This window comes from Streptomyces sp. NPDC048197, assembly GCF_043202395.1.
GTDB lineage: Bacteria > Actinomycetota > Actinomycetes > Streptomycetales > Streptomycetaceae > Streptomyces > Streptomyces siderophoricus.
In genome coordinates, this window is record NZ_JBIDAJ010000017.1 from 13,624 (window position 1) to 29,176 (window position 15,553).

Consider the following 15,553-nt stretch of genomic DNA (forward strand, 5'->3'; position numbering starts at 1 on the left):
GTTCTGACGCGTTCCTCTCGCTGGAGCAAGTATCCAGGGCCGGGAGGCGGTTGGTGGGCCACGGTCGGTGTGCCCTCACAGGCCCTGGGCGGCCATCCACTCCGGGTCCGGGTCGATGGTCTGGAGGACCTCGATCAGGGTGCCCTCGGGGGCCCAGACGTTGAAGCGGCGCTGACCCCAGGGCTCGTCGCGCAGCGGTACGGCGATCGGCACCCCCTTGTCGCGCAGGGCGGCCTCCTCGGCCGCGGCGTCCTCCACCAGGAAGCCGAGGAGGGCGCCGGCGGTCTTCTGGTGACGGAAGTCCGACGGCATGGCCTCGTGCCCGCGCAGGGTGAAGTCCAGGGCGCAGTCGGGGTGTTGGGGGTGCTGAAGGCTGGCGTACCAGTCGAGCTCGACGAGTGGCTGGAAGCCGAAGTGGTCGACGTAGAAGCGGGTGCTGGCCGCGACGTCGTCGGTGAGCAGGGCGGTGCCGAGCTTGGCGAAGCGCATATGGATCCTCTCCGGGCGCGGCCGGGGGGTCCGGCGGCGCGGTGGTGTGCCACCGGATCGGGGCGGTCACGGCCGCCACCGGTGCAACGACTCCAGTTGTAGTACTCTGGATGTAGTGGTTGCAAGTCCTTTTCGAAAATTCGGCCGGCGGTCGGCGGTCGGCGGTCGGCAAAGTGCGAGGTGGGCGAGATGGTGCGTAATCCGGAGCGGCGGGCGGCGTTGGTGGATGCCGCGATCGAGGTGCTGGCGCGGGACGGTGCGCGCGGGCTCACCTTCCGGGCCGTCGACGCGGCCGCGGAGGTGCCTGGTGGCACCGCGTCCAACTACTTCACCAGCAGGGACGATCTCCTGGCCCAGGTCACCGGGCAGATCCACCAGCGGATCGCGCCCGACCCGGACGAGGTCGCCGAGGTGATGGCGGCGCCGCGCAACCAGGCGCTGGTGGCCGACCTGATGCGGTGGATCAACCGCCGGGTGACCGAGAACCGCACCGGCTATCTGGCGATGCTGGAGCTGCGGCTGGAGGCGACCCGCCGCCCCGAGCTACGGGCGGAGCTGACCCAGGTCATGCGGGCGACGCTCGACGAGAACCTCAGCTTCCATCTGGAGCACGGGCTGCCCGGCGGCCCGACCGCCGTGACGCTGATGTATCTCGCCATGACCGGGCTGATGCTGGAGCAGCTCACCCTGCCCGGCGTGGTGCCCGCCGAGGAGACCGACGGGCTGATCACGGCACTCGTCGACCGCACGATCGGGCCGGAGGGAAGTCCGAGTAACTCCGAATAGCGGGGCTCCCCCCCCGAGCCCGAATATCGGAGGCCACCACGCCGGCCCTCAGCCCGTAAGGGCGCGCCCTACCCCCGTAAGGGTGCGCCCCGAGTCCCCGTACGGGTGCGCCCCGCCCCGTCGCGGTGCACACCAAGTCCCGTAGGGGTGCGCACCAAGTCCCGTAGGGGTGTGGCCCGGTCCCCTGGGGATGCGGCCTAGCCCCCGTAAGGGCGGGCCGTGCGGGCCTCGCGGAGGGCCAGGGCCCACCACTCCAGCTGGCGGAGCAGGGCGCCGGCGGCCTTTTCGGCGGGGGCCGGGTCGTGCAGCCGGCCCTCGTCGTCGAAGAGGTTGCCGGCCAGCGCGAAGCTCACCGTTTCGCGCACCGTCGTGGCGTGCAACTCGGCGAAGACCAGCCGCAGTTGCTCGACGGCGCGGAGGCCGCCGGAGATCCCGCCGTACGAGACGAAGCCGACCGGCTTGGCCTGCCACTGCGGGAACAGCAGGTCGATGGCGTGCTTCAGCGGAGCCGGGAAGGAGTGGTTGTACTCCGGGGTGATCACCACGAACGCGTCCGCCTCCGCCACGCGCTTGGCGAAGGACTCGTACTCCTCGCTGCCGTGACGCAGCTCGTACGGGCGGATCTCGGCCAGATCGATCACGTCGAGGTCGACATGGGCGCGGGTCTCCGCCTGCCGGGTGAACCAGTTCGCGATGACGGGCGCGAACCGGCCCTCCCGGGTGCTGGCGACGATGACTGCGAGGCGGTAGGCGTGCTCGGACATACGGGTCCTCCGTGGCGGGGTGGCCGGGTGGCCGGGGTGGTGGACGGCGGGCTCGCCGTCGGGACCCGACGCTAAGACCTCAAGCAAAGTTGAGGTCAAGCGCGCCCCAGGACCGCCACCACGGAGGCCAGCGCTACGGGAACGCCGGCGCGAAGGCCAGTGCTACGGGACCGCTGTCACGCAGGCGGCCTCCATGGCGGCCGTCACCACGGAGGCCGTCACCACGGAGAGCCCGCCGACGGATCACCCCACGCCGGTCACGCCGATCACGCCACGCCGATCAACCCACGCCGATCACTCCACACCGAACAGCTTCAGCAGCTCCGTCTTCTGGAACATCTGCGCCGTCTCGATCGCCGACGGCGCGCCCGCCGACGGATCGGCCCCGTGCGCCATCAGTACCTTGACGACCTCGTCGTCGCCCTTGAACACCGCTCCGGCCAGTGGCGTCTGGCCGCGGTCGTTGGGGCGGTCGGGGTCGGCGTCGCGCTGCAGCAGTGCCTCCACCGTCGCCGGGTGGCCGTGGTACGCCGCCAGCATCACGAGCGAGTCGCCCTTGTCGTTCGTCAGGTTGGCGGGCACGCCGGCGTCCACGTACGCGGCGACGGTGTCGGTGTCTCCGTGCCGCGCCAGGTCGAACACCTTGGACGCGAGCTGCAGTACCTCGGGGTCATGCGCATGCTCGATCGACTCGGGCCCCTGCGGCTGGGGATTCGCGTCGCTCATGGTCGCCGGCCTCCTGCTGTCGTGGGTGGTACGTGCATGATCAGTGCGGGACGAGTACGCGGCGCCTGCATGGCACCTGCGTGGTACCTGCGCGGTACGTCCTTGATACCTGTGCGGTACCTGCGTGCACTTGTTCCTGCACCGTCATCGCCACTTTATGCAGGCCACCGTCCTTCCGGCAGCGCCACCGCACCCGGCTCCGGCGCCAACCCCGGCGGAGTCGGCACCAGCACGCCGCATCAACCCACCGCGTCAGAACGCCGCGCGGATCTCGCCCACCCGGACCCCGCCGCCCAGCAGCGGGACCTCCGCCAGCCGGGACAGCACCGGCGCGTCGACGCCCATCAGGCGGAGGGTGCGGGCGAGGACCGGGCCGAGGGCGCGACCGGCGCCGTCGTCGATCTTGAACGCCAGCGCCCGGCCGTCCGGCAGGGCCACCGCCTGGACCGCCTCGGCACCCATCTTCGACAGCGTGCCGGGCAGCTCCTGCATCAGCCAGGTGTCGGGGCGGCGGGTTCCGGCGACGTACTCCGGGTGGGCGCGCATCGCGTCCGCCACCAGCCGCTCCGGCGTGCCCGGGTCAGCCAGTACGAAGTGCCGGAACGAACGGGCCAGGCCCGTCAGGGAGAGCGAGAGCAGCGGGGCGCCGCAGCCGTCCGTACCGACGTGCGCGACGTCCTCGCCGCTCGCGCCGCGCACCGCCTCGGCCACCAGCTGCTGCAGCGGATGCGTCGGGTCCAGGTACGAGGCCAGCGGCCAGCCGTTGCGCGCCGAGGCGGCGAGCATCGCGGTGTGCTTGCCCGAGCAGTTCATGGCCAGCCGGTCGCGGACCTGGCCCGCGGCGAGGTACGACTCCGCCTCCTCCGGGTCCAGCGGCAGGTCGGGCGGCGTCTGGAGCTGGTCGGCGGTCAGCCCGTGCTCGGCCAGCATGGTCCGCACGAGGTCGAGGTGGAAGGCCTCGCCGGAGTGGCTCGCGGCGGCCAGTGCCAGCCGCTCGCCGGACAGCTCAAGGCCGGCCCGCAGTACGGCCGCGGCCTGCATCGGCTTGTTCGTGGAACGCGGGAAGACCGGCGCCGCCACATCGCCCAGCGCCGTCTCGACACTGCCGTCCGCCGCCAGCACCACCAGCGAGCCGCGGTGCCGGCCCTCGACGAAACCGGAGCGCACGACCTCGGCGAGGACGGGGGAGACGGCCTCCGCGGAACGCGGGGTCGGTACGGATATCGGGTTGGGCGAGGACGAGGTCATCGGCGGCCTTCCGGACGGGGACGGGGGGCGACCCGCGTCCGGAAGGCTTGTGGCCCGTCAGGACAGCAGGTCGTCCACTTGTGCTTCGCCTTCACGGTACCTGCGGGCGATTTCCGCACTGCACTCGTCGGTGGTGCGCTGCAGCGACTGACGGCGCTGCGAGACCTGGCGTTCGTAGCGGATCAGCCGGCCCATCGCCTCGTGCAGCTCCTGGTCGGTCCGCGCGGTGAGGTCGGACAGCTCGACCTCACCGAGCATCTCGTCCGCCATCCTGCGGTACTCCTCGCTGTGCGGCGTGCCGAGCGTCACATGCCGGGCCGACGAGCGGTGCCGCGACGGCAGGTCCGTCAGGATCTCCGGGAGCCGGTCCAGCAGCGGCGAGTGCTGGGCGGTACGGCGGGCGATCTCGGCCCGCAGGATGTCGATCCGGCCCTGCAGCAGCCGCCGCAGATAGCTCAGGTCGGCCTCCTCCTGCTGCGAGTCGCGGCGTACGACCCGCAGCTCGGGCAGCCCCAGGCCGGAGAGATCGGGTGTGTCGGCCGGGCGGCAGCGGTCGCGCTGCTGCGGAGGGCGGGGGTGCTGCGCCTGGCCTGCCTGGAGCATGGGGCCGTCCTTGGTGCCGGCCGGCTCACCGGGAGCCGCTGCCGTGGTCGTCGTGGTCGTCGCGGTGGATGTGGTGGCGTTGGTGGGGGATGCGGTGGTGGTCGTTGATGCGGTGGGGGCCGCCGGGGCGGCCGGTGCCGTCCGTCCGGTGCCGGACGCGGTGGTGGCGGCTGGCGCCGGTGGTTCGGTCGGTTTCGTACGGGCGCTTGGTGTCGTACGGGCGCTCGGTACGGGACCGGGTGTCTGTCCGGCGCCGGCAGTGCTCATGAATGGTTCCGTCCCCTCATCCGGGCCGCGTCCAGGGCATGTTGTCCATGAAACGCACCACGTGCACGCATCGTGCCACTCTGTGCGGTCCTTCTGCAGGGCCATGGCACCCGAACGGCCCCCGTGGGGGCACGGCTGTCCGAAGCCGTACCGCCGACCGGCATGATGGCGGGTATGCGAGCCGTGGTGCAGAGAGTTGACGGCGCCCGCGTCGAGGTGGCGGGCGAGACGGTCGGGGAGATCGTCGGGGAAGGGCTGTGCGTACTGGTGGGCGTCACTCACGACGACACCCCGGAGAAGGCGGCACAACTCGCCCGCAAGCTGTGGTCGGTGCGGATGCTGCAGGCCGAGAAGTCCTGCTCGGACACCGGGGCGCCGCTGCTGGTGATCAGCCAGTTCACTCTCTACGGTGACGCGCGCAAGGGCCGCCGCCCCACCTGGAACGCCGCGGCCCCCGGCCCGGTCGCCGAACCACTGGTCGACGAGGTCGTCGCCCAGCTGCGAGCGCTGGGCGCCCATGTGGAGACCGGCCGCTTCGGCGCACAGATGAAGGTCTCGCTGACGAACGACGGGCCGTTCACGGTCCTGGTCGAGGTGTGAGGGGTGCCCTTGGAGGGGCGGCTCGCGGGGGACTGGTGCCCGTAAGGGTGAGTCGAACGGATTCCCTAGGGGACGCGAGCGCCCCCTGCGGGGCCACAACGTGGCGGGGCGGGCGGGTATTCCCAGGCCGCCGGCCGGCGGCCACAGGCGGCGAACGTGGCGGGATGAGTGGGCCCTTCCGGGCCCGCAGGCGGCGAACGTGGCGGGAGGGGTGGGGCGTTCCGGGCTACAGGTGGTGAACGTGGCCGGGCAGACGGGCTCTTCCCGACCAGCCTCCGTAGCCCCCACAGCCTCCGTAGCCCCTACGCCCCGCAGCTCCCGCAGACCCGCTGCCCCCGTAGTCCCCGCAGACCCCACGGCCCCCGCAGACCCACTGCCCCGTAGCCCCCGCAGACCCAACGGCCCCCGTAGCCCCGTCGGGGCTACGGCTCCACCACCACCTCCTGGGCCGCTGCGGTGCCGCCCGCGGTCAGTTGGGCGTCCACGGGGACGTTGCGCTTGACCAGGGCCAGGGCGATGGGGCCGAGTTCGTGGTGGCGGGCCGAGGTGGTGACGAAGCCGAGTTGGCGGCCCTCCTCGCCGTCGGCGGCGAGCCGGACCGGGGCGCCGTGCGGGGGCAGGTGCACCTCGCTGCCGTCCAGGTGCAGGAAGACCAGCCGGCGCGGCGGCTTCCCCAGGTTGTGGACCCGGGCGACGGTCTCCTGGCCGCGGTAGCAGCCCTTCTGGAGGTGCACGGCGGTGCCGAGCCAGCCGAGCTCGTGCGGGATGGTGCGGTGGTCGGTCTCCAGGCCGAGCCGCGGGCGGTGCGCCTCGACGCGCAGCGCCTCCAGGGCCAGCACGCCGATCGCCGGGCCGTGGGCCTCCGCGAACGCCGACAGCTCAGCGCGCGGCAGGAACAGATCACGGCCGTGCGCGGTCTCCCGGACGACGGTGCCCTCGGGGACCTCGGTGATGGACCCGGCCGGCAGGTGGACCACCGCGATCTCGTCGGTCCGGTCGGCGATCTCGACCCGGTAGAAGAACTTCATGCTTTCCAGGTAGGCGATCAGCGCCTCCTGGCCACCCGGCTCGGTGTGCATCCACGTCGTTTCCCCGTCGTCGACGAGGTACAGCGCATGCTCGATGTGGCCGTGCGCGGAGAGGATCAGCGCCTCCGTGGCGTGGCCGGGCGGGAGTTCGCTGACGTGCTGGGTGAGCAGCAGATGCAGCCAGCTCAGCCGCTCGGGGCCGCTGACGGTGACCACGCCGCGGTGCGAGAGGTCCACGAAGCCGGTGCCGTCGGCGAGCGCGCGCTGCTCCCGGAACAGGTCGCCGTAGTGCGCGGCGACGCCTTCGTCGGGGGCCTCGGCGGGGACGGCGCCGGGCAGCGACAGCAGCGGGCTGACGGGTGATTGTCGCAGCATGGGCCCAGCCTACGACGCGGTCGCGGCTTTCGGCCGGGCGCGGCCTCAGCCCTCGTCGCCGGCGGCCTTGGTACGGCAGTCCGCGCACCGGCCGAAGATCGCGAAGTGCTTCATATCGGTCTCGAAGCCGAACTGTTCGCGCAGCGTCGCGGTGAACGGCTCGGCCACCGACAGGTCCGCCTCGATCACCTCGGTGCAGTCCCGGCACACCAGGTGGATGTGGTGGTGGCGGTCGGCGAGGTGGTACGTCGGCGCGCCGTGGCCGAGGTGGGCGTGGCTGACCAGCCCCAGCTCCTCCAGGAGCTCCAGGGTCCGGTAGACCGTGGAGATGTTCACGCCGCCGGCCGTCTTGCGCACCTCGGTGAGGATGTCGTCCGGGGTGGCGTGCTCCAGCCTGTCCACGGCCTCCAGGACGAGCTGCCGCTGCGGGGTCAGGCGGTATCCGCGCCTGCGGAGGTCGCTCTGCCAGTCGGTGGTCACCACACCGCCAGTGTAGGAGGGTGGACGGCGACGGGGTACGCGCCGCCGTCAGCCACCGCCCGCTCGCCGCGTCAGCCGCCCGCCCAGCGCCCCGAAGAGCAGCCCGGCGTTGGCGCCGGCGGCCGCGCCGGAGGAGATCCCGAGGCCGAACGGCTCGGCGGGCACCTTGCGGACCGGTGCCTGGACCGGACGGCGACGCGACGGCGGAGAGCCCGGCGCCGACGACCGCGGCCGGCAGGGCCGGACGTGCGGAAGGGGGCTTCCGCTCAACCGTTGCGGGTCAGTGCCGGTCAGTGCCGGTCAGGGCCGGACTCTCACCGGAACTTCCCCCGCGGGGGTGCGTCAAGCTTTTCGTGCGGGCCGGTCAGCCCTGGTACGGAGTGCCGTCGGGGTTGAAGAAGGAGACCCCGTCCGGCATGTCGTCGGGCAGGCTCTCGGCCCACTCCTTCAGATCGGCGACCTTCTTCAGGTGCGCGGACATGTACGGCCGCAGCGGCACGTCCGGGGTCGACTTCTCGCCGACCCACATCAGGTCGCTGTTGACGTAGCCGTAGAGCCGCTTGCCGCCGCTGTACGGGCCGGCCGAGGCGGTCCGTGCGATGGCGTCGGTGGCCAGGTCGATCTGCGGCTTCTGGTGGGCCAGCTCGCCGTACCAGACCTCGACGACGCCCTGGTCCCGGATCATCACGACCTCGACCTTGCGGTCCGCGTCGACGCGCCAGTAGCCGCTCTCGCTCTCCAGCGGGCGGACCTTCGTGCCCTGGGAGTCGAGCACCCAGCTGTGCGAGTGGTACTCCAGGAAGTCACGGCCGTCGTGGGAGAAGGTGACCTCCTGCCCGAAGTTGCACTTCTCGGCACCGGGGAAGTCGGCGACGCCGGCGCCCTCCCAGTGGCCGAGGAGGAAGGCGAGCGGCACCAGGGCCGGGTTCAGGTCGGAGGGGATCTCGATCATGAGAGCTCAGGCGATCTGTAGAGAGGGGAAAGGGGTGAACCGCGTGCGTCAGCGCTGGCCCTGGTACAGCTTCGCCCAGGTCAGCCCGGCGAACGCGATGACGCCGACGGCGACCAGGACCAGCAGGGTGGTGAAGAATGCCTCAAGCACGGGCGCGCTCCTTGGACGGAGTGAGGATGTAACGGACCGCTTGCGAGTCTAGTCGGCGGCATCGGCCACGGCGCTGTGAGGTCTGCCGCCCGCCCGCGCCTACTCTTGGCCCCATGGCGAAGAAGCTCGTGATCAAGGTGACGGCGGGGGCGGATGCACCCGAGCGGTGCTCGCAGGCGTTCACGGTGGCGGCGGTGGCGGCGGCCAGCGGCGTCGAGGTGTCGCTGTGGCTGACCGGGGAGTCGGTGTGGTTCGCGCTGCCCGGGCGGGCGGCGGAGTTCGAGCTGCCGCACGCGGCACCGCTGCCGGAGCTGATCGACGGTATCCGCGCGGGCGGTGGCGCGATCACGGTCTGCACGCAGTGCGCGGCCCGCCGCAACATCGAACAGAAGGACCTGATCGAGGGCGCGGGCATCGCCGGGGCCCAGGTCTTCGTCAGCGAGATCATGCCGGACGACGTCCAGGCGCTGGTCTACTGACCGCTCCCGGGTGGCGACCGCGGTGCCTCTGACCGCTCCCGGGCGGTCGGGGGACGCTACCGCGGGTGCTTGTCGTCGCCGCGGTCGTCGAGCTCGCGCCACCAGCGGTCCGATTCCGGGTCGCCGGACTCGTCCCACCAGCGTTCGCCGGGCTCGCGGCGGTTGCCGATGATCGCCGCGACCGGCGGGATGACCATGGCGACGACGCACATGCCGACCGCGACCGGCACCGACCACAGCCGGACCACGCCCCAGGCCAGCACGAACAGCACGAGGCACACGCCCATCAGCACGAAGTACCGGCGATGACGGCGCTCTGCGGGCGACCGTTGGTGCGCGTACACAACTCCACGGTAAATCCGCGGGGGACCGGAAAGAAGCCGGGGCGCGGCCCGGTTCCGGGCCGGAGCGGCGCGAAGGGCCGCACCCCCGCCAAGGCGTCCAAGCCTCGGGGGTGCGGCCCTCACGGCCGTACGGAAGGTACGGACAAGGGTCGCCGTCAGACGGCGATGGCGACCTCCGCCAGCCCGCCCTTCTGGGCGACGACGGTACGGTCCGCGGTGGCGCCGGGGACGAGCGCGCGCAGCGTCCAGGTGCCCTCGGCCGCGTAGAAGCGGAACTGTCCGGTCGCGGAGGTGGGGACCTCGGCGGTGAACTCGCCGGTGCTGTCCAGGAGTCGGACGTAACCGGTGACGGGCTCGCCGTCGCGGGTCACGCTGCCCTGGATCGTGGTCTCACCGGGCTTGATGGTCGAGGCGTCCGGGCCGCCGGCCTGTGCTCCACACATAGGGGTACTTCCTTGAGGGGTTCGGGGGAGAAGCCTTGTTTACTTGTTGGCGCCGAGCTCGATCGGGACGCCGACCAGCGAGCCGTACTCGGTCCAGGAGCCGTCGTAGTTCTTGACGTTGGTCTGGCCGAGCAGCTCGTGCAGCACGAACCAGGTCAGCGCGGAGCGCTCACCGATCCGGCAGTAGGCGATGGTGTCCTTGGCCAGGTCGACCGACTCCTGCTCGTAGAGGGCCGTGAGCTCCTCGTCCGACTTGAAGGTGCCGTCGTCGTTGGCGTTCTTCGACCACGGGATGTTGCGGGCGCTGGGCACGTGGCCGGGGCGCTGCGACTGCTCCTGCGGCAGGTGCGCGGGGGCGAGCAGCTTGCCGCTGAACTCGTCGGGGGACCGCACGTCGACCAGGTTCTTGGCGCCGATCGCGGCGACGACGTCGTCCCGGAAGGCGCGGATGGAGGTGTCCTGGGCCTTGGCCTTGTACTCGGTGGCCGGGCGCTGGGGGACCTCGGAGCCGTCGACCAGGTCGCGGGAGTCCAGCTCCCACTTCTTGCGGCCGCCGTCGAGCAGCTTGACGCTGTCGTGGCCGTAGAGCTTGAAGTACCAGTACGCGTAGGAGGCGAACCAGTTGTTGTTGCCGCCGTAGAGGACGACGGTGTCGTCGTTGGCGATGCCCTTGGCCGAGAGCAGCTGCTCGAAGCCCGCCTGGTCGACGAAGTCGCGGCGGACCGGGTCCTGGAGGTCCTTCTTCCAGTCGATCCGGACCGCGTTCTTGATGTGGTTCTTGTCGTAGGCCGAGGTGTCCTCGTCGACCTCGACGATCACGACCTTCGGGTCCTCGAGGTGGGCCTCGACCCAGTCGGCGTCTACGAGGACGTCGCTACGGCTCATGTTCTTCTCCTCCGGGGCAGTTACGGGGGCGGTTGGGGAAGTGGCACGCGGGTACGCCGGGCGCGCGCCGGAGGCTTCCGGACGGCCCATGACGATCGTCGGGGCGCCGGAGCGGCGCGGTGCGGGGGACACGCGGGGGATTCGGCCGGAGCGGCCGGCCGGCCGGGCGAGGGGAACACCCCGTGCTCTGGCGAGCTGGGGGAAGGGCGCACCCCGTCAGACAGGGCGACAGAGCATGGCGGCGACGCGGCACAGGTCCACTGCCCGCCGCTTCGTGAGGACCGCCAGTCCCCGCGGACGGGAACGGCTCAATGCGCTCTGCATGGCACCGATCGTAGGGACGCGGAGCCGGGCATGTCACCGGCGTGTCGAATGGCGAGACGCGTCTGTCCGTGATGTGGGACGCGGAGCATGAACGGGCGGCCTCCGGCCGGGCGCCGGAGGCCGTTCGGTGGTGGGGGGTCTGGGGTGCGGACCCGGCTGTCTCAGGAAATGGACGGCACGGTGGTCGGGCCCGGTCGTCGGGCCGGGCGGCGGGCCGGTGGGGCGGCCCGCACCGGGCGTCCGGGATCAGCCGGGAAGCTTGACGTCCGTGCCGGAGGCGGAGATCGACAGCCCGTCGGCCAGCGTGGCCACCTTGTCCAGCTTCAGGTTGCCCGGCAGCTGGTCCAGCTTCCAGTCGTGGTCGGTCTGCGCCCGCACCTTCGACTCACAGCCCGGCAGCGCCCGGCACATCGCGGGCAGCCCGTCGGCCCGCAGCCGCACGGTGTTGCCGTGGACGATGCTGATCGAGCCGGTCACGTCCAGCGAACTGAGGAGCGGCAGGTTCGGCGAGATCTTGACCTGGCTGCGGCCGTTCTTCTCGCCGCCGTAGGTGATCTTGACGCCGCCGCCCGCGGCCCTGGTGAGGTCCGCGTAGCTGATCCGGGCGTTGCCGGTGGCCGTGGCCGCGCTCTCGATGGACATGTAGTCGCTGGTCAGCGCCACGTCGTGGAACTGCGCCGACAGCTTGTCGATGCGCAGCGCATGGCCGTCCGCCCGGGCCTCGATCCCGCCGAGCTCGGCGTCCACCTCCTCCAGGTCGCGCCCGACGACCTGGGTCAGGAACGGGAAGCCCTTGATGGTGACGTCCGGGGTCCGGTCGAGTCCCTGGCTGCTGCGGATCTTCTCCGCGGCCTTGTCCTCGACGAGATTCACCGCCACCCGGTCGGCGGCCACGAAGAGCCCGCCGAATATGACGACGAGGACCAACAGCACCCGTAGTGCACGCATCGAACCACTACCCCCACACTGGGCCGGCACTGCCCGGCCGGCCCGTCGCTTGGCGTGCAGGCCCCCTGCCTGCGCTCCGGACGCCTACCCAGGGCCTGTCCGGTGGATCAGACCCTAAACGACGCCCTCCCCAAAGGGGAGCGGCGGCCGCCGGCGGGCGCGAGAAGCGCTCACCGGCGGCCGCCGCCGAGTGTCGGTGCGGGCCCGTCGGGCTAGCCCAGGGCCCGGCCCAGGACGTAGACCGCGGGGGCGGCGAGGGCCAGGGGGAGGGCCACGCCGGCGGTCATGTGGACGAAGCGGGAGGGGTAGTCGTAACTGGCCACCCGCAGCCCGATCAGGGCGCAGCCGCCGGCCGCCAGGCCCAGCACGGCGCCGGACGTGCCCAGGCCGGTCAGCTGGCCGGCCGCGATACCGGCACCGGCCGCCGCCACCAGGGAGATCCCGACCGAGACGAACGAGGGCAGCGGCAGCGCCCGGGCGAGCGTGGCCACCCCGACCGCGGCCGCGCCGACGACCACCGCGTGCGGGTTGCCGGCCAGGTGGCCGGCCGCGAGCACCGCCAGCGCGGTCGAGGTCAGGCCCGCGGTCAGCGCGTACATCCGCTCGTCCGCGCTGCTGCGGTTGCGCAGCTGGAGGATCAGGACCAGCAGGCACCACACACCGAGCGTGCCGATGCAGACCAGGGGCGCGCTCGCGCGGTCCGTGGCCAGCAGCGCCGCGTCGGTGGCCAGTCCGGCCAGGAACGCCAGCGCGATGCCCTGGCGGGCCGGCCACATGCCGTTCAGCCGGAACCAGCCGGCGGCGGTGACCGCCTGGAGGAGCGCCACCGGCACCGCGAGCACCGGCCGGGCCAGCGGCGCGGTCAGGGCCAGCAGCAGCGCGAGGACGGCGGTCAGCGCGGCCGGCTGGATACCCGGCGGGATGATCGGCGAGCGGCCCTCCAGGCGGGCGCGCTGGTTGGGCGCGAGCGGCGCGGCGGGCAGTGAGGGCGGGGCGGCCGCCATGGTGGCGGTCGCGGCCGGCTGCCGGTCGGGCAGCGGCGCGGCGAGTCCGGGCTGTTCGTGGCCGGGCCGGTCGTGGCCGTAGCCGGGCTGTTCGTGGCCGGGCCGGTCGTGGCCGTGGCCGTACCCGGGCTGCCCGTACGGGTCGCCGTAGGCGGCCTGGGGGGCGTGCGGCGCGGTGGCCGGCTGGTGTGCCGGCTGCCCGTAGTGGGCGGGAGCGCCGTACTGCTGCTCCTGGTAGGGAGCGGGCTGCCCGTATGCGGGCTGTTCGTACTCGGGCTGCCCGTAGGGGGCCGGCCGGCCGTAGGCGTCCTGCGGCGCGTAGGGCCCGGGCTGCCCGGGCTGCCCGTACGGGTCCTGCGGGGCGTAGGGGTCGTGCGGCTGGTACGGGTGGTGGCCCTGCGGCTGGTGGTCGCTCATGATCGGCTGCTCACCCTCCCGCGAACGGCGGCAGGACCTCGACGGTGCCGCCCTCGGCCAGCGGCACCCGGGCGTGGTCGCGGGTGCCCACCGGATCGCCGTCCACCAGGAACGAGCAGCGCATCAGCACACGCGCGAACTCGGGGTTCGCGGCGTGCGCGGCGCGCGCCGCGTCGAGCGCCTCGGCGAGCGTCGCCGCCGTATAGGGCTCCTCTGCCGTGCCCGCGGCGGCCTTGGCCGCGGCCCAGTAGCGCACGGTGCCAGTTGTTGTCACGGCGGCCTCTTCGTCGTGTCGGTCGGGGGACCGCCCTCGGTGGCGGCGGCCCCGTCGTTGCCGCCTCCATGATGGCGTACGCGGCGGCCGGGGCCGTCCGGGACAAGTTCCGGTAACGGCTTTCGTCCCGCTCCTGCGGCCTTTCGGAAATTCGATTGCCGAAGGCAAGTGTTCACTTAGGCTCATTGTGTGTTGGTACGACTCGCGCGGGCGCATTTGCGGCCCCACAGGCGCTCGATGACCCTGATCGTGCTGCTCCAGCTGATCCAGACCCTGGCCACCCTCTACCTCCCCACCCTCAACGCCGACATCATTGACAACGGTGTCGTGCGGGGCGACACGGGCTACATCTTCCGTACCGGCGGCTTCATGATCGCCGTCACCCTGCTGCAGATCGTCTGCGCGATCGGTGCCGTCTACTTCGGCGCGCGCACCGCCATGGCCCTCGGCCGGGACGTCCGCGCCGCGGTCTTCGACCGGGTCCAGTCCTTCTCCGCCCGCGAGCTCGGCACCTTCGGCGCCCCCTCGCTGATCACCCGTACCACCAATGACGTCCAGCAGGTCCAGATGCTGGTGCTGATGACGTTCACGATGATGGTCTCCGCGCCGATCATGTGCGTCGGCGGCGTCGTCATGGCGCTCAACCAGGACGTGCCGCTGTCCGGCCTCCTGCTGGTCATCGTCCCGGTCCTCGGGATCCTCGTCTCACTGATCGTGCGCCGGATGCGGCCGCTCTTCCGCGGCGTGCAGGAGCGCATCGACACCGTCAACCGCGTGCTGCGCGAGCAGATCACCGGCATCCGCGTGATCCGCGCCTTCGTCCGCGACCGTTACGAGCGCGAGCGGTTCGCCGGGTCCAACACCGACCTCTACGACGTCTCGCTCCGCGCCGGCCGGCTGATGTCGATGATGTTCCCGCTGGTCATGCTGATCGTGAACCTCTCCAGCGTGGCCGTCGTCTGGTTCGGCGGGCTGCGCATCGACAGCGGCGGGATGCAGATCGGCGCGCTGACGGCCTTCCTCAGCTACCTGATGTACATCCTCATGTCGATCATGATGGCGACGTTCATGGTCATGATGCTGCCGCGCGCCGAGGTCTGCGCCGAGCGCATCCAGGAGGTGCTGGCCACCGACTCCAGCGTCGTCCCGCCGCAGAACCCGGTCACCGCACTGCGCCGCCGCGGCGAACTCGAGCTCCGCAACGTCGAGTTCCGCTTCCCCGGCGCCGAGCAGCCGGTCCTCAAGGACATCTCGCTGACCGCCCGCCCCGGTGAGACCACCGCCGTCATCGGCTCCACCGGAAGCGGCAAGTCCACCCTCCTCGGGCTGGTGCCCCGGCTCTTCGACGCGACCGGCGGCACGGTCCTCGTCGACGGCGAGGACGTCCGCGGCCTCGCCCCCGAGACGCTGGCCGGCGCCATCGGCCTGGTCCCGCAGAAGCCGTACCTCTTCTCCGGCACGGTGGCGAGCAACCTCCGCTACGGCAACCCGGACGCCACCGACGACGAGTTGTGGCACGCCCTGGAGATCGCCCAGGCCCGCGACTTCGTCGAGCGGATGGAAGGCGGGCTGGACGCGCCCGTCGCCCAGGGCGGCTCCAACGTCTCCGGCGGCCAGCGGCAGCGGCTGGCGATCGCCCGCGCACTGGTCCGCCGGCCCGAGATCTACCTCTTCGACGACTCGTTCTCCGCGCTGGACTACGCCACGGACGCCGCACTGCGCGCCGCGCTCGCCCGCGAGACGGACCGGGCGACGGTGGTGATCGTGGCCCAGCGGGTCGCCACGATCCGCGGCGCCGACCGGATCGTCGTGCTGGACGAGGGCCGCATCGTGGGCACCGGCACCCACACCGAGCTGATGGCCGACAACGAGACCTACCGGGAGATCGTGCTCTCCCAGCTCACCGAGCAGGAGGCGGCGTGACCACCGCGGACAAGGGGACGGCCACCCGCGCCGACGCCCCGGCG

The 15,553-nt window shown here is 72.1% G+C and carries 19 protein-coding genes and 1 pseudogene; 4 read left to right on the top strand and 16 right to left on the bottom strand.

The genetic code is table 11. The features are described 5' to 3' along the window. Positions 1–75 precede the first annotated feature (75 nt). Complete coding sequence (locus ACGF4C_RS22385) at positions 76–489, bottom strand: VOC family protein (protein WP_393568553.1); 414 nt, start codon at positions 487–489, stop codon at positions 76–78. A 189-nt stretch (positions 490–678) separates the two neighbouring features. On the opposite strand from ACGF4C_RS22385, the gene ACGF4C_RS22390 reads away from it, so the two are divergent. Beyond that, positions 679–1,275: a TetR/AcrR family transcriptional regulator gene (locus tag ACGF4C_RS22390; RefSeq protein WP_393568555.1), complete on the top strand. Its 597-nt coding sequence runs from the start codon at positions 679–681 to the stop codon at positions 1,273–1,275. A 197-nt stretch (positions 1,276–1,472) separates the two neighbouring features. Here the strand turns inward: ACGF4C_RS22390 and ACGF4C_RS22395 are convergent, their stop codons facing one another. The 4 genes from ACGF4C_RS22395 to ACGF4C_RS22410 all read right to left on the bottom strand — a co-directional run bounded on the left by ACGF4C_RS22395 (position 1,473) and on the right by ACGF4C_RS22410 (position 4,616). Beyond that, complete coding sequence (locus ACGF4C_RS22395; RefSeq protein ID WP_393568557.1) at positions 1,473–2,039, bottom strand: NADPH-dependent FMN reductase; 567 nt, start codon at positions 2,037–2,039, stop codon at positions 1,473–1,475. A gap of 294 nt (positions 2,040–2,333) precedes the next feature. Further along, complete coding sequence (locus ACGF4C_RS22400) at positions 2,334–2,765, bottom strand: ankyrin repeat domain-containing protein (protein ID WP_265361589.1); 432 nt, start codon at positions 2,763–2,765, stop codon at positions 2,334–2,336. Between the two features lie 252 nt (positions 2,766–3,017). Beyond that, a complete protein-coding gene (locus ACGF4C_RS22405; RefSeq protein ID WP_393568559.1) occupies positions 3,018–4,013 on the bottom strand; it encodes an asparaginase in 996 nt (331 codons plus the stop codon). A 57-nt stretch (positions 4,014–4,070) separates the two neighbouring features. After that, on the bottom strand, positions 4,071–4,616 hold the full coding sequence (locus ACGF4C_RS22410; protein WP_030414764.1) for a hypothetical protein: 546 nt from the start codon (positions 4,614–4,616) through the stop codon (positions 4,071–4,073). 441 nt (positions 4,617–5,057) lie between these two features. Here ACGF4C_RS22410 and dtd point away from each other — a divergent pair, with 441 nt between their 5' ends. Beyond that, the gene (dtd, locus tag ACGF4C_RS22415) at positions 5,058–5,483 is read left to right on the top strand and encodes a D-aminoacyl-tRNA deacylase (protein ID WP_393568561.1); all 426 of its coding nucleotides are present in this window, start codon (positions 5,058–5,060) and stop codon (positions 5,481–5,483) included. Positions 5,484–5,905: 422 nt separating this feature from the next. Here the strand turns inward: dtd and ACGF4C_RS22420 are convergent, their stop codons facing one another. The 4 genes and pseudogenes from ACGF4C_RS22420 to ACGF4C_RS22435 form a co-directional block, all read right to left on the bottom strand. Continuing rightward, the gene (locus tag ACGF4C_RS22420) at positions 5,906–6,886 is read right to left on the bottom strand and encodes a YgfZ/GcvT domain-containing protein (protein WP_393568563.1); all 981 of its coding nucleotides are present in this window, start codon (positions 6,884–6,886) and stop codon (positions 5,906–5,908) included. Positions 6,887–6,931: 45 nt separating this feature from the next. Then, positions 6,932–7,369 carry a Fur family transcriptional regulator gene (locus ACGF4C_RS22425; protein WP_393568565.1) on the bottom strand — a complete coding sequence of 146 codons (438 nt, stop codon included), beginning with the start codon at positions 7,367–7,369 and terminating at the stop codon, positions 6,932–6,934. Between the two features lie 78 nt (positions 7,370–7,447). Beyond that, positions 7,448–7,607: pseudogene (locus ACGF4C_RS22430) on the bottom strand (iron ABC transporter permease); the annotation flags it as partial. A gap of 123 nt (positions 7,608–7,730) precedes the next feature. After that, positions 7,731–8,318 (bottom strand): FABP family protein, encoded by a 588-nt coding sequence (locus ACGF4C_RS22435; protein ID WP_362143194.1) that lies wholly within the window; start codon positions 8,316–8,318, stop codon positions 7,731–7,733. A gap of 263 nt (positions 8,319–8,581) precedes the next feature. Between ACGF4C_RS22435 and ACGF4C_RS22440 the strand changes: the two genes are divergently transcribed. After that, positions 8,582–8,947, top strand: coding sequence for a DsrE family protein (locus ACGF4C_RS22440; protein ID WP_030414758.1), 366 nt, complete (start codon positions 8,582–8,584; stop codon positions 8,945–8,947). A gap of 56 nt (positions 8,948–9,003) precedes the next feature. On the opposite strand, the gene ACGF4C_RS22445 is transcribed toward ACGF4C_RS22440, so the two are convergent. The 7 genes from ACGF4C_RS22445 to ACGF4C_RS22475 form a co-directional block, all read right to left on the bottom strand. After that, the gene (locus ACGF4C_RS22445; RefSeq protein WP_030414757.1) at positions 9,004–9,291 is read right to left on the bottom strand and encodes a DUF3099 domain-containing protein; all 288 of its coding nucleotides are present in this window, start codon (positions 9,289–9,291) and stop codon (positions 9,004–9,006) included. 155 nt (positions 9,292–9,446) lie between these two features. Further along, a complete protein-coding gene (locus tag ACGF4C_RS22450) occupies positions 9,447–9,734 on the bottom strand; it encodes a DUF1416 domain-containing protein (protein ID WP_030286290.1) in 288 nt (95 codons plus the stop codon). A 39-nt stretch (positions 9,735–9,773) separates the two neighbouring features. Next, positions 9,774–10,619, bottom strand: a complete 846-nt coding sequence (locus ACGF4C_RS22455; protein WP_393568567.1) for a sulfurtransferase — start codon at positions 10,617–10,619, stop codon at positions 9,774–9,776. 216 nt (positions 10,620–10,835) lie between these two features. Beyond that, positions 10,836–10,943 carry a putative leader peptide gene (locus ACGF4C_RS22460; protein ID WP_351531855.1) on the bottom strand — a complete coding sequence of 36 codons (108 nt, stop codon included), beginning with the start codon at positions 10,941–10,943 and terminating at the stop codon, positions 10,836–10,838. 246 nt (positions 10,944–11,189) lie between these two features. After that, positions 11,190–11,891, bottom strand: coding sequence for a DUF2993 domain-containing protein (locus tag ACGF4C_RS22465; RefSeq protein WP_393568569.1), 702 nt, complete (start codon positions 11,889–11,891; stop codon positions 11,190–11,192). A 212-nt stretch (positions 11,892–12,103) separates the two neighbouring features. Then, positions 12,104–13,312, bottom strand: a complete 1,209-nt coding sequence (locus ACGF4C_RS22470; protein ID WP_393568571.1) for a hypothetical protein — start codon at positions 13,310–13,312, stop codon at positions 12,104–12,106. A gap of 10 nt (positions 13,313–13,322) precedes the next feature. Next, positions 13,323–13,568, bottom strand: a complete 246-nt coding sequence (locus ACGF4C_RS22475) for a MoaD/ThiS family protein (RefSeq protein WP_030414753.1) — start codon at positions 13,566–13,568, stop codon at positions 13,323–13,325. A 207-nt stretch (positions 13,569–13,775) separates the two neighbouring features. Here ACGF4C_RS22475 and ACGF4C_RS22480 point away from each other — a divergent pair, with 207 nt between their 5' ends. Further along, positions 13,776–15,509, top strand: a complete 1,734-nt coding sequence (locus tag ACGF4C_RS22480) for an ABC transporter ATP-binding protein (RefSeq protein ID WP_393568573.1) — start codon at positions 13,776–13,778, stop codon at positions 15,507–15,509. Positions 15,510–15,553 lie beyond the last annotated feature (44 nt).

What these genes read in the sequence shown, in the direction of transcription:
- ACGF4C_RS22385 (WP_393568553.1), bottom strand. Translation starts at nt 489, where the DNA reads ATGCGCTTCGCCAAGCTCGGCACCGCCCTGCTCACCGACGACGTCGCG.
- ACGF4C_RS22390 (WP_393568555.1), top strand. Translation starts at nt 679, where the DNA reads ATGGTGCGTAATCCGGAGCGGCGGGCGGCGTTGGTGGATGCCGCGATC.
- ACGF4C_RS22395 (WP_393568557.1), bottom strand. Translation starts at nt 2,039, where the DNA reads ATGTCCGAGCACGCCTACCGCCTCGCAGTCATCGTCGCCAGCACCCGG.
- ACGF4C_RS22400 (WP_265361589.1), bottom strand. Translation starts at nt 2,765, where the DNA reads ATGAGCGACGCGAATCCCCAGCCGCAGGGGCCCGAGTCGATCGAGCAT.
- ACGF4C_RS22405 (WP_393568559.1), bottom strand. Translation starts at nt 4,013, where the DNA reads ATGACCTCGTCCTCGCCCAACCCGATATCCGTACCGACCCCGCGTTCC.
- ACGF4C_RS22410 (WP_030414764.1), bottom strand. Translation starts at nt 4,616, where the DNA reads ATGCTCCAGGCAGGCCAGGCGCAGCACCCCCGCCCTCCGCAGCAGCGC.
- dtd (WP_393568561.1), top strand. Translation starts at nt 5,058, where the DNA reads ATGCGAGCCGTGGTGCAGAGAGTTGACGGCGCCCGCGTCGAGGTGGCG.
- ACGF4C_RS22420 (WP_393568563.1), bottom strand. Translation starts at nt 6,886, where the DNA reads ATGCTGCGACAATCACCCGTCAGCCCGCTGCTGTCGCTGCCCGGCGCC.
- ACGF4C_RS22435 (WP_362143194.1), bottom strand. Translation starts at nt 8,318, where the DNA reads ATGATCGAGATCCCCTCCGACCTGAACCCGGCCCTGGTGCCGCTCGCC.
- ACGF4C_RS22440 (WP_030414758.1), top strand. Translation starts at nt 8,582, where the DNA reads ATGGCGAAGAAGCTCGTGATCAAGGTGACGGCGGGGGCGGATGCACCC.
- ACGF4C_RS22450 (WP_030286290.1), bottom strand. Translation starts at nt 9,734, where the DNA reads ATGTGTGGAGCACAGGCCGGCGGCCCGGACGCCTCGACCATCAAGCCC.
- ACGF4C_RS22455 (WP_393568567.1), bottom strand. Translation starts at nt 10,619, where the DNA reads ATGAGCCGTAGCGACGTCCTCGTAGACGCCGACTGGGTCGAGGCCCAC.
- ACGF4C_RS22460 (WP_351531855.1), bottom strand. Translation starts at nt 10,943, where the DNA reads ATGCAGAGCGCATTGAGCCGTTCCCGTCCGCGGGGACTGGCGGTCCTC.
- ACGF4C_RS22465 (WP_393568569.1), bottom strand. Translation starts at nt 11,891, where the DNA reads ATGCGTGCACTACGGGTGCTGTTGGTCCTCGTCGTCATATTCGGCGGG.
- ACGF4C_RS22470 (WP_393568571.1), bottom strand. Translation starts at nt 13,312, where the DNA reads ATGAGCGACCACCAGCCGCAGGGCCACCACCCGTACCAGCCGCACGAC.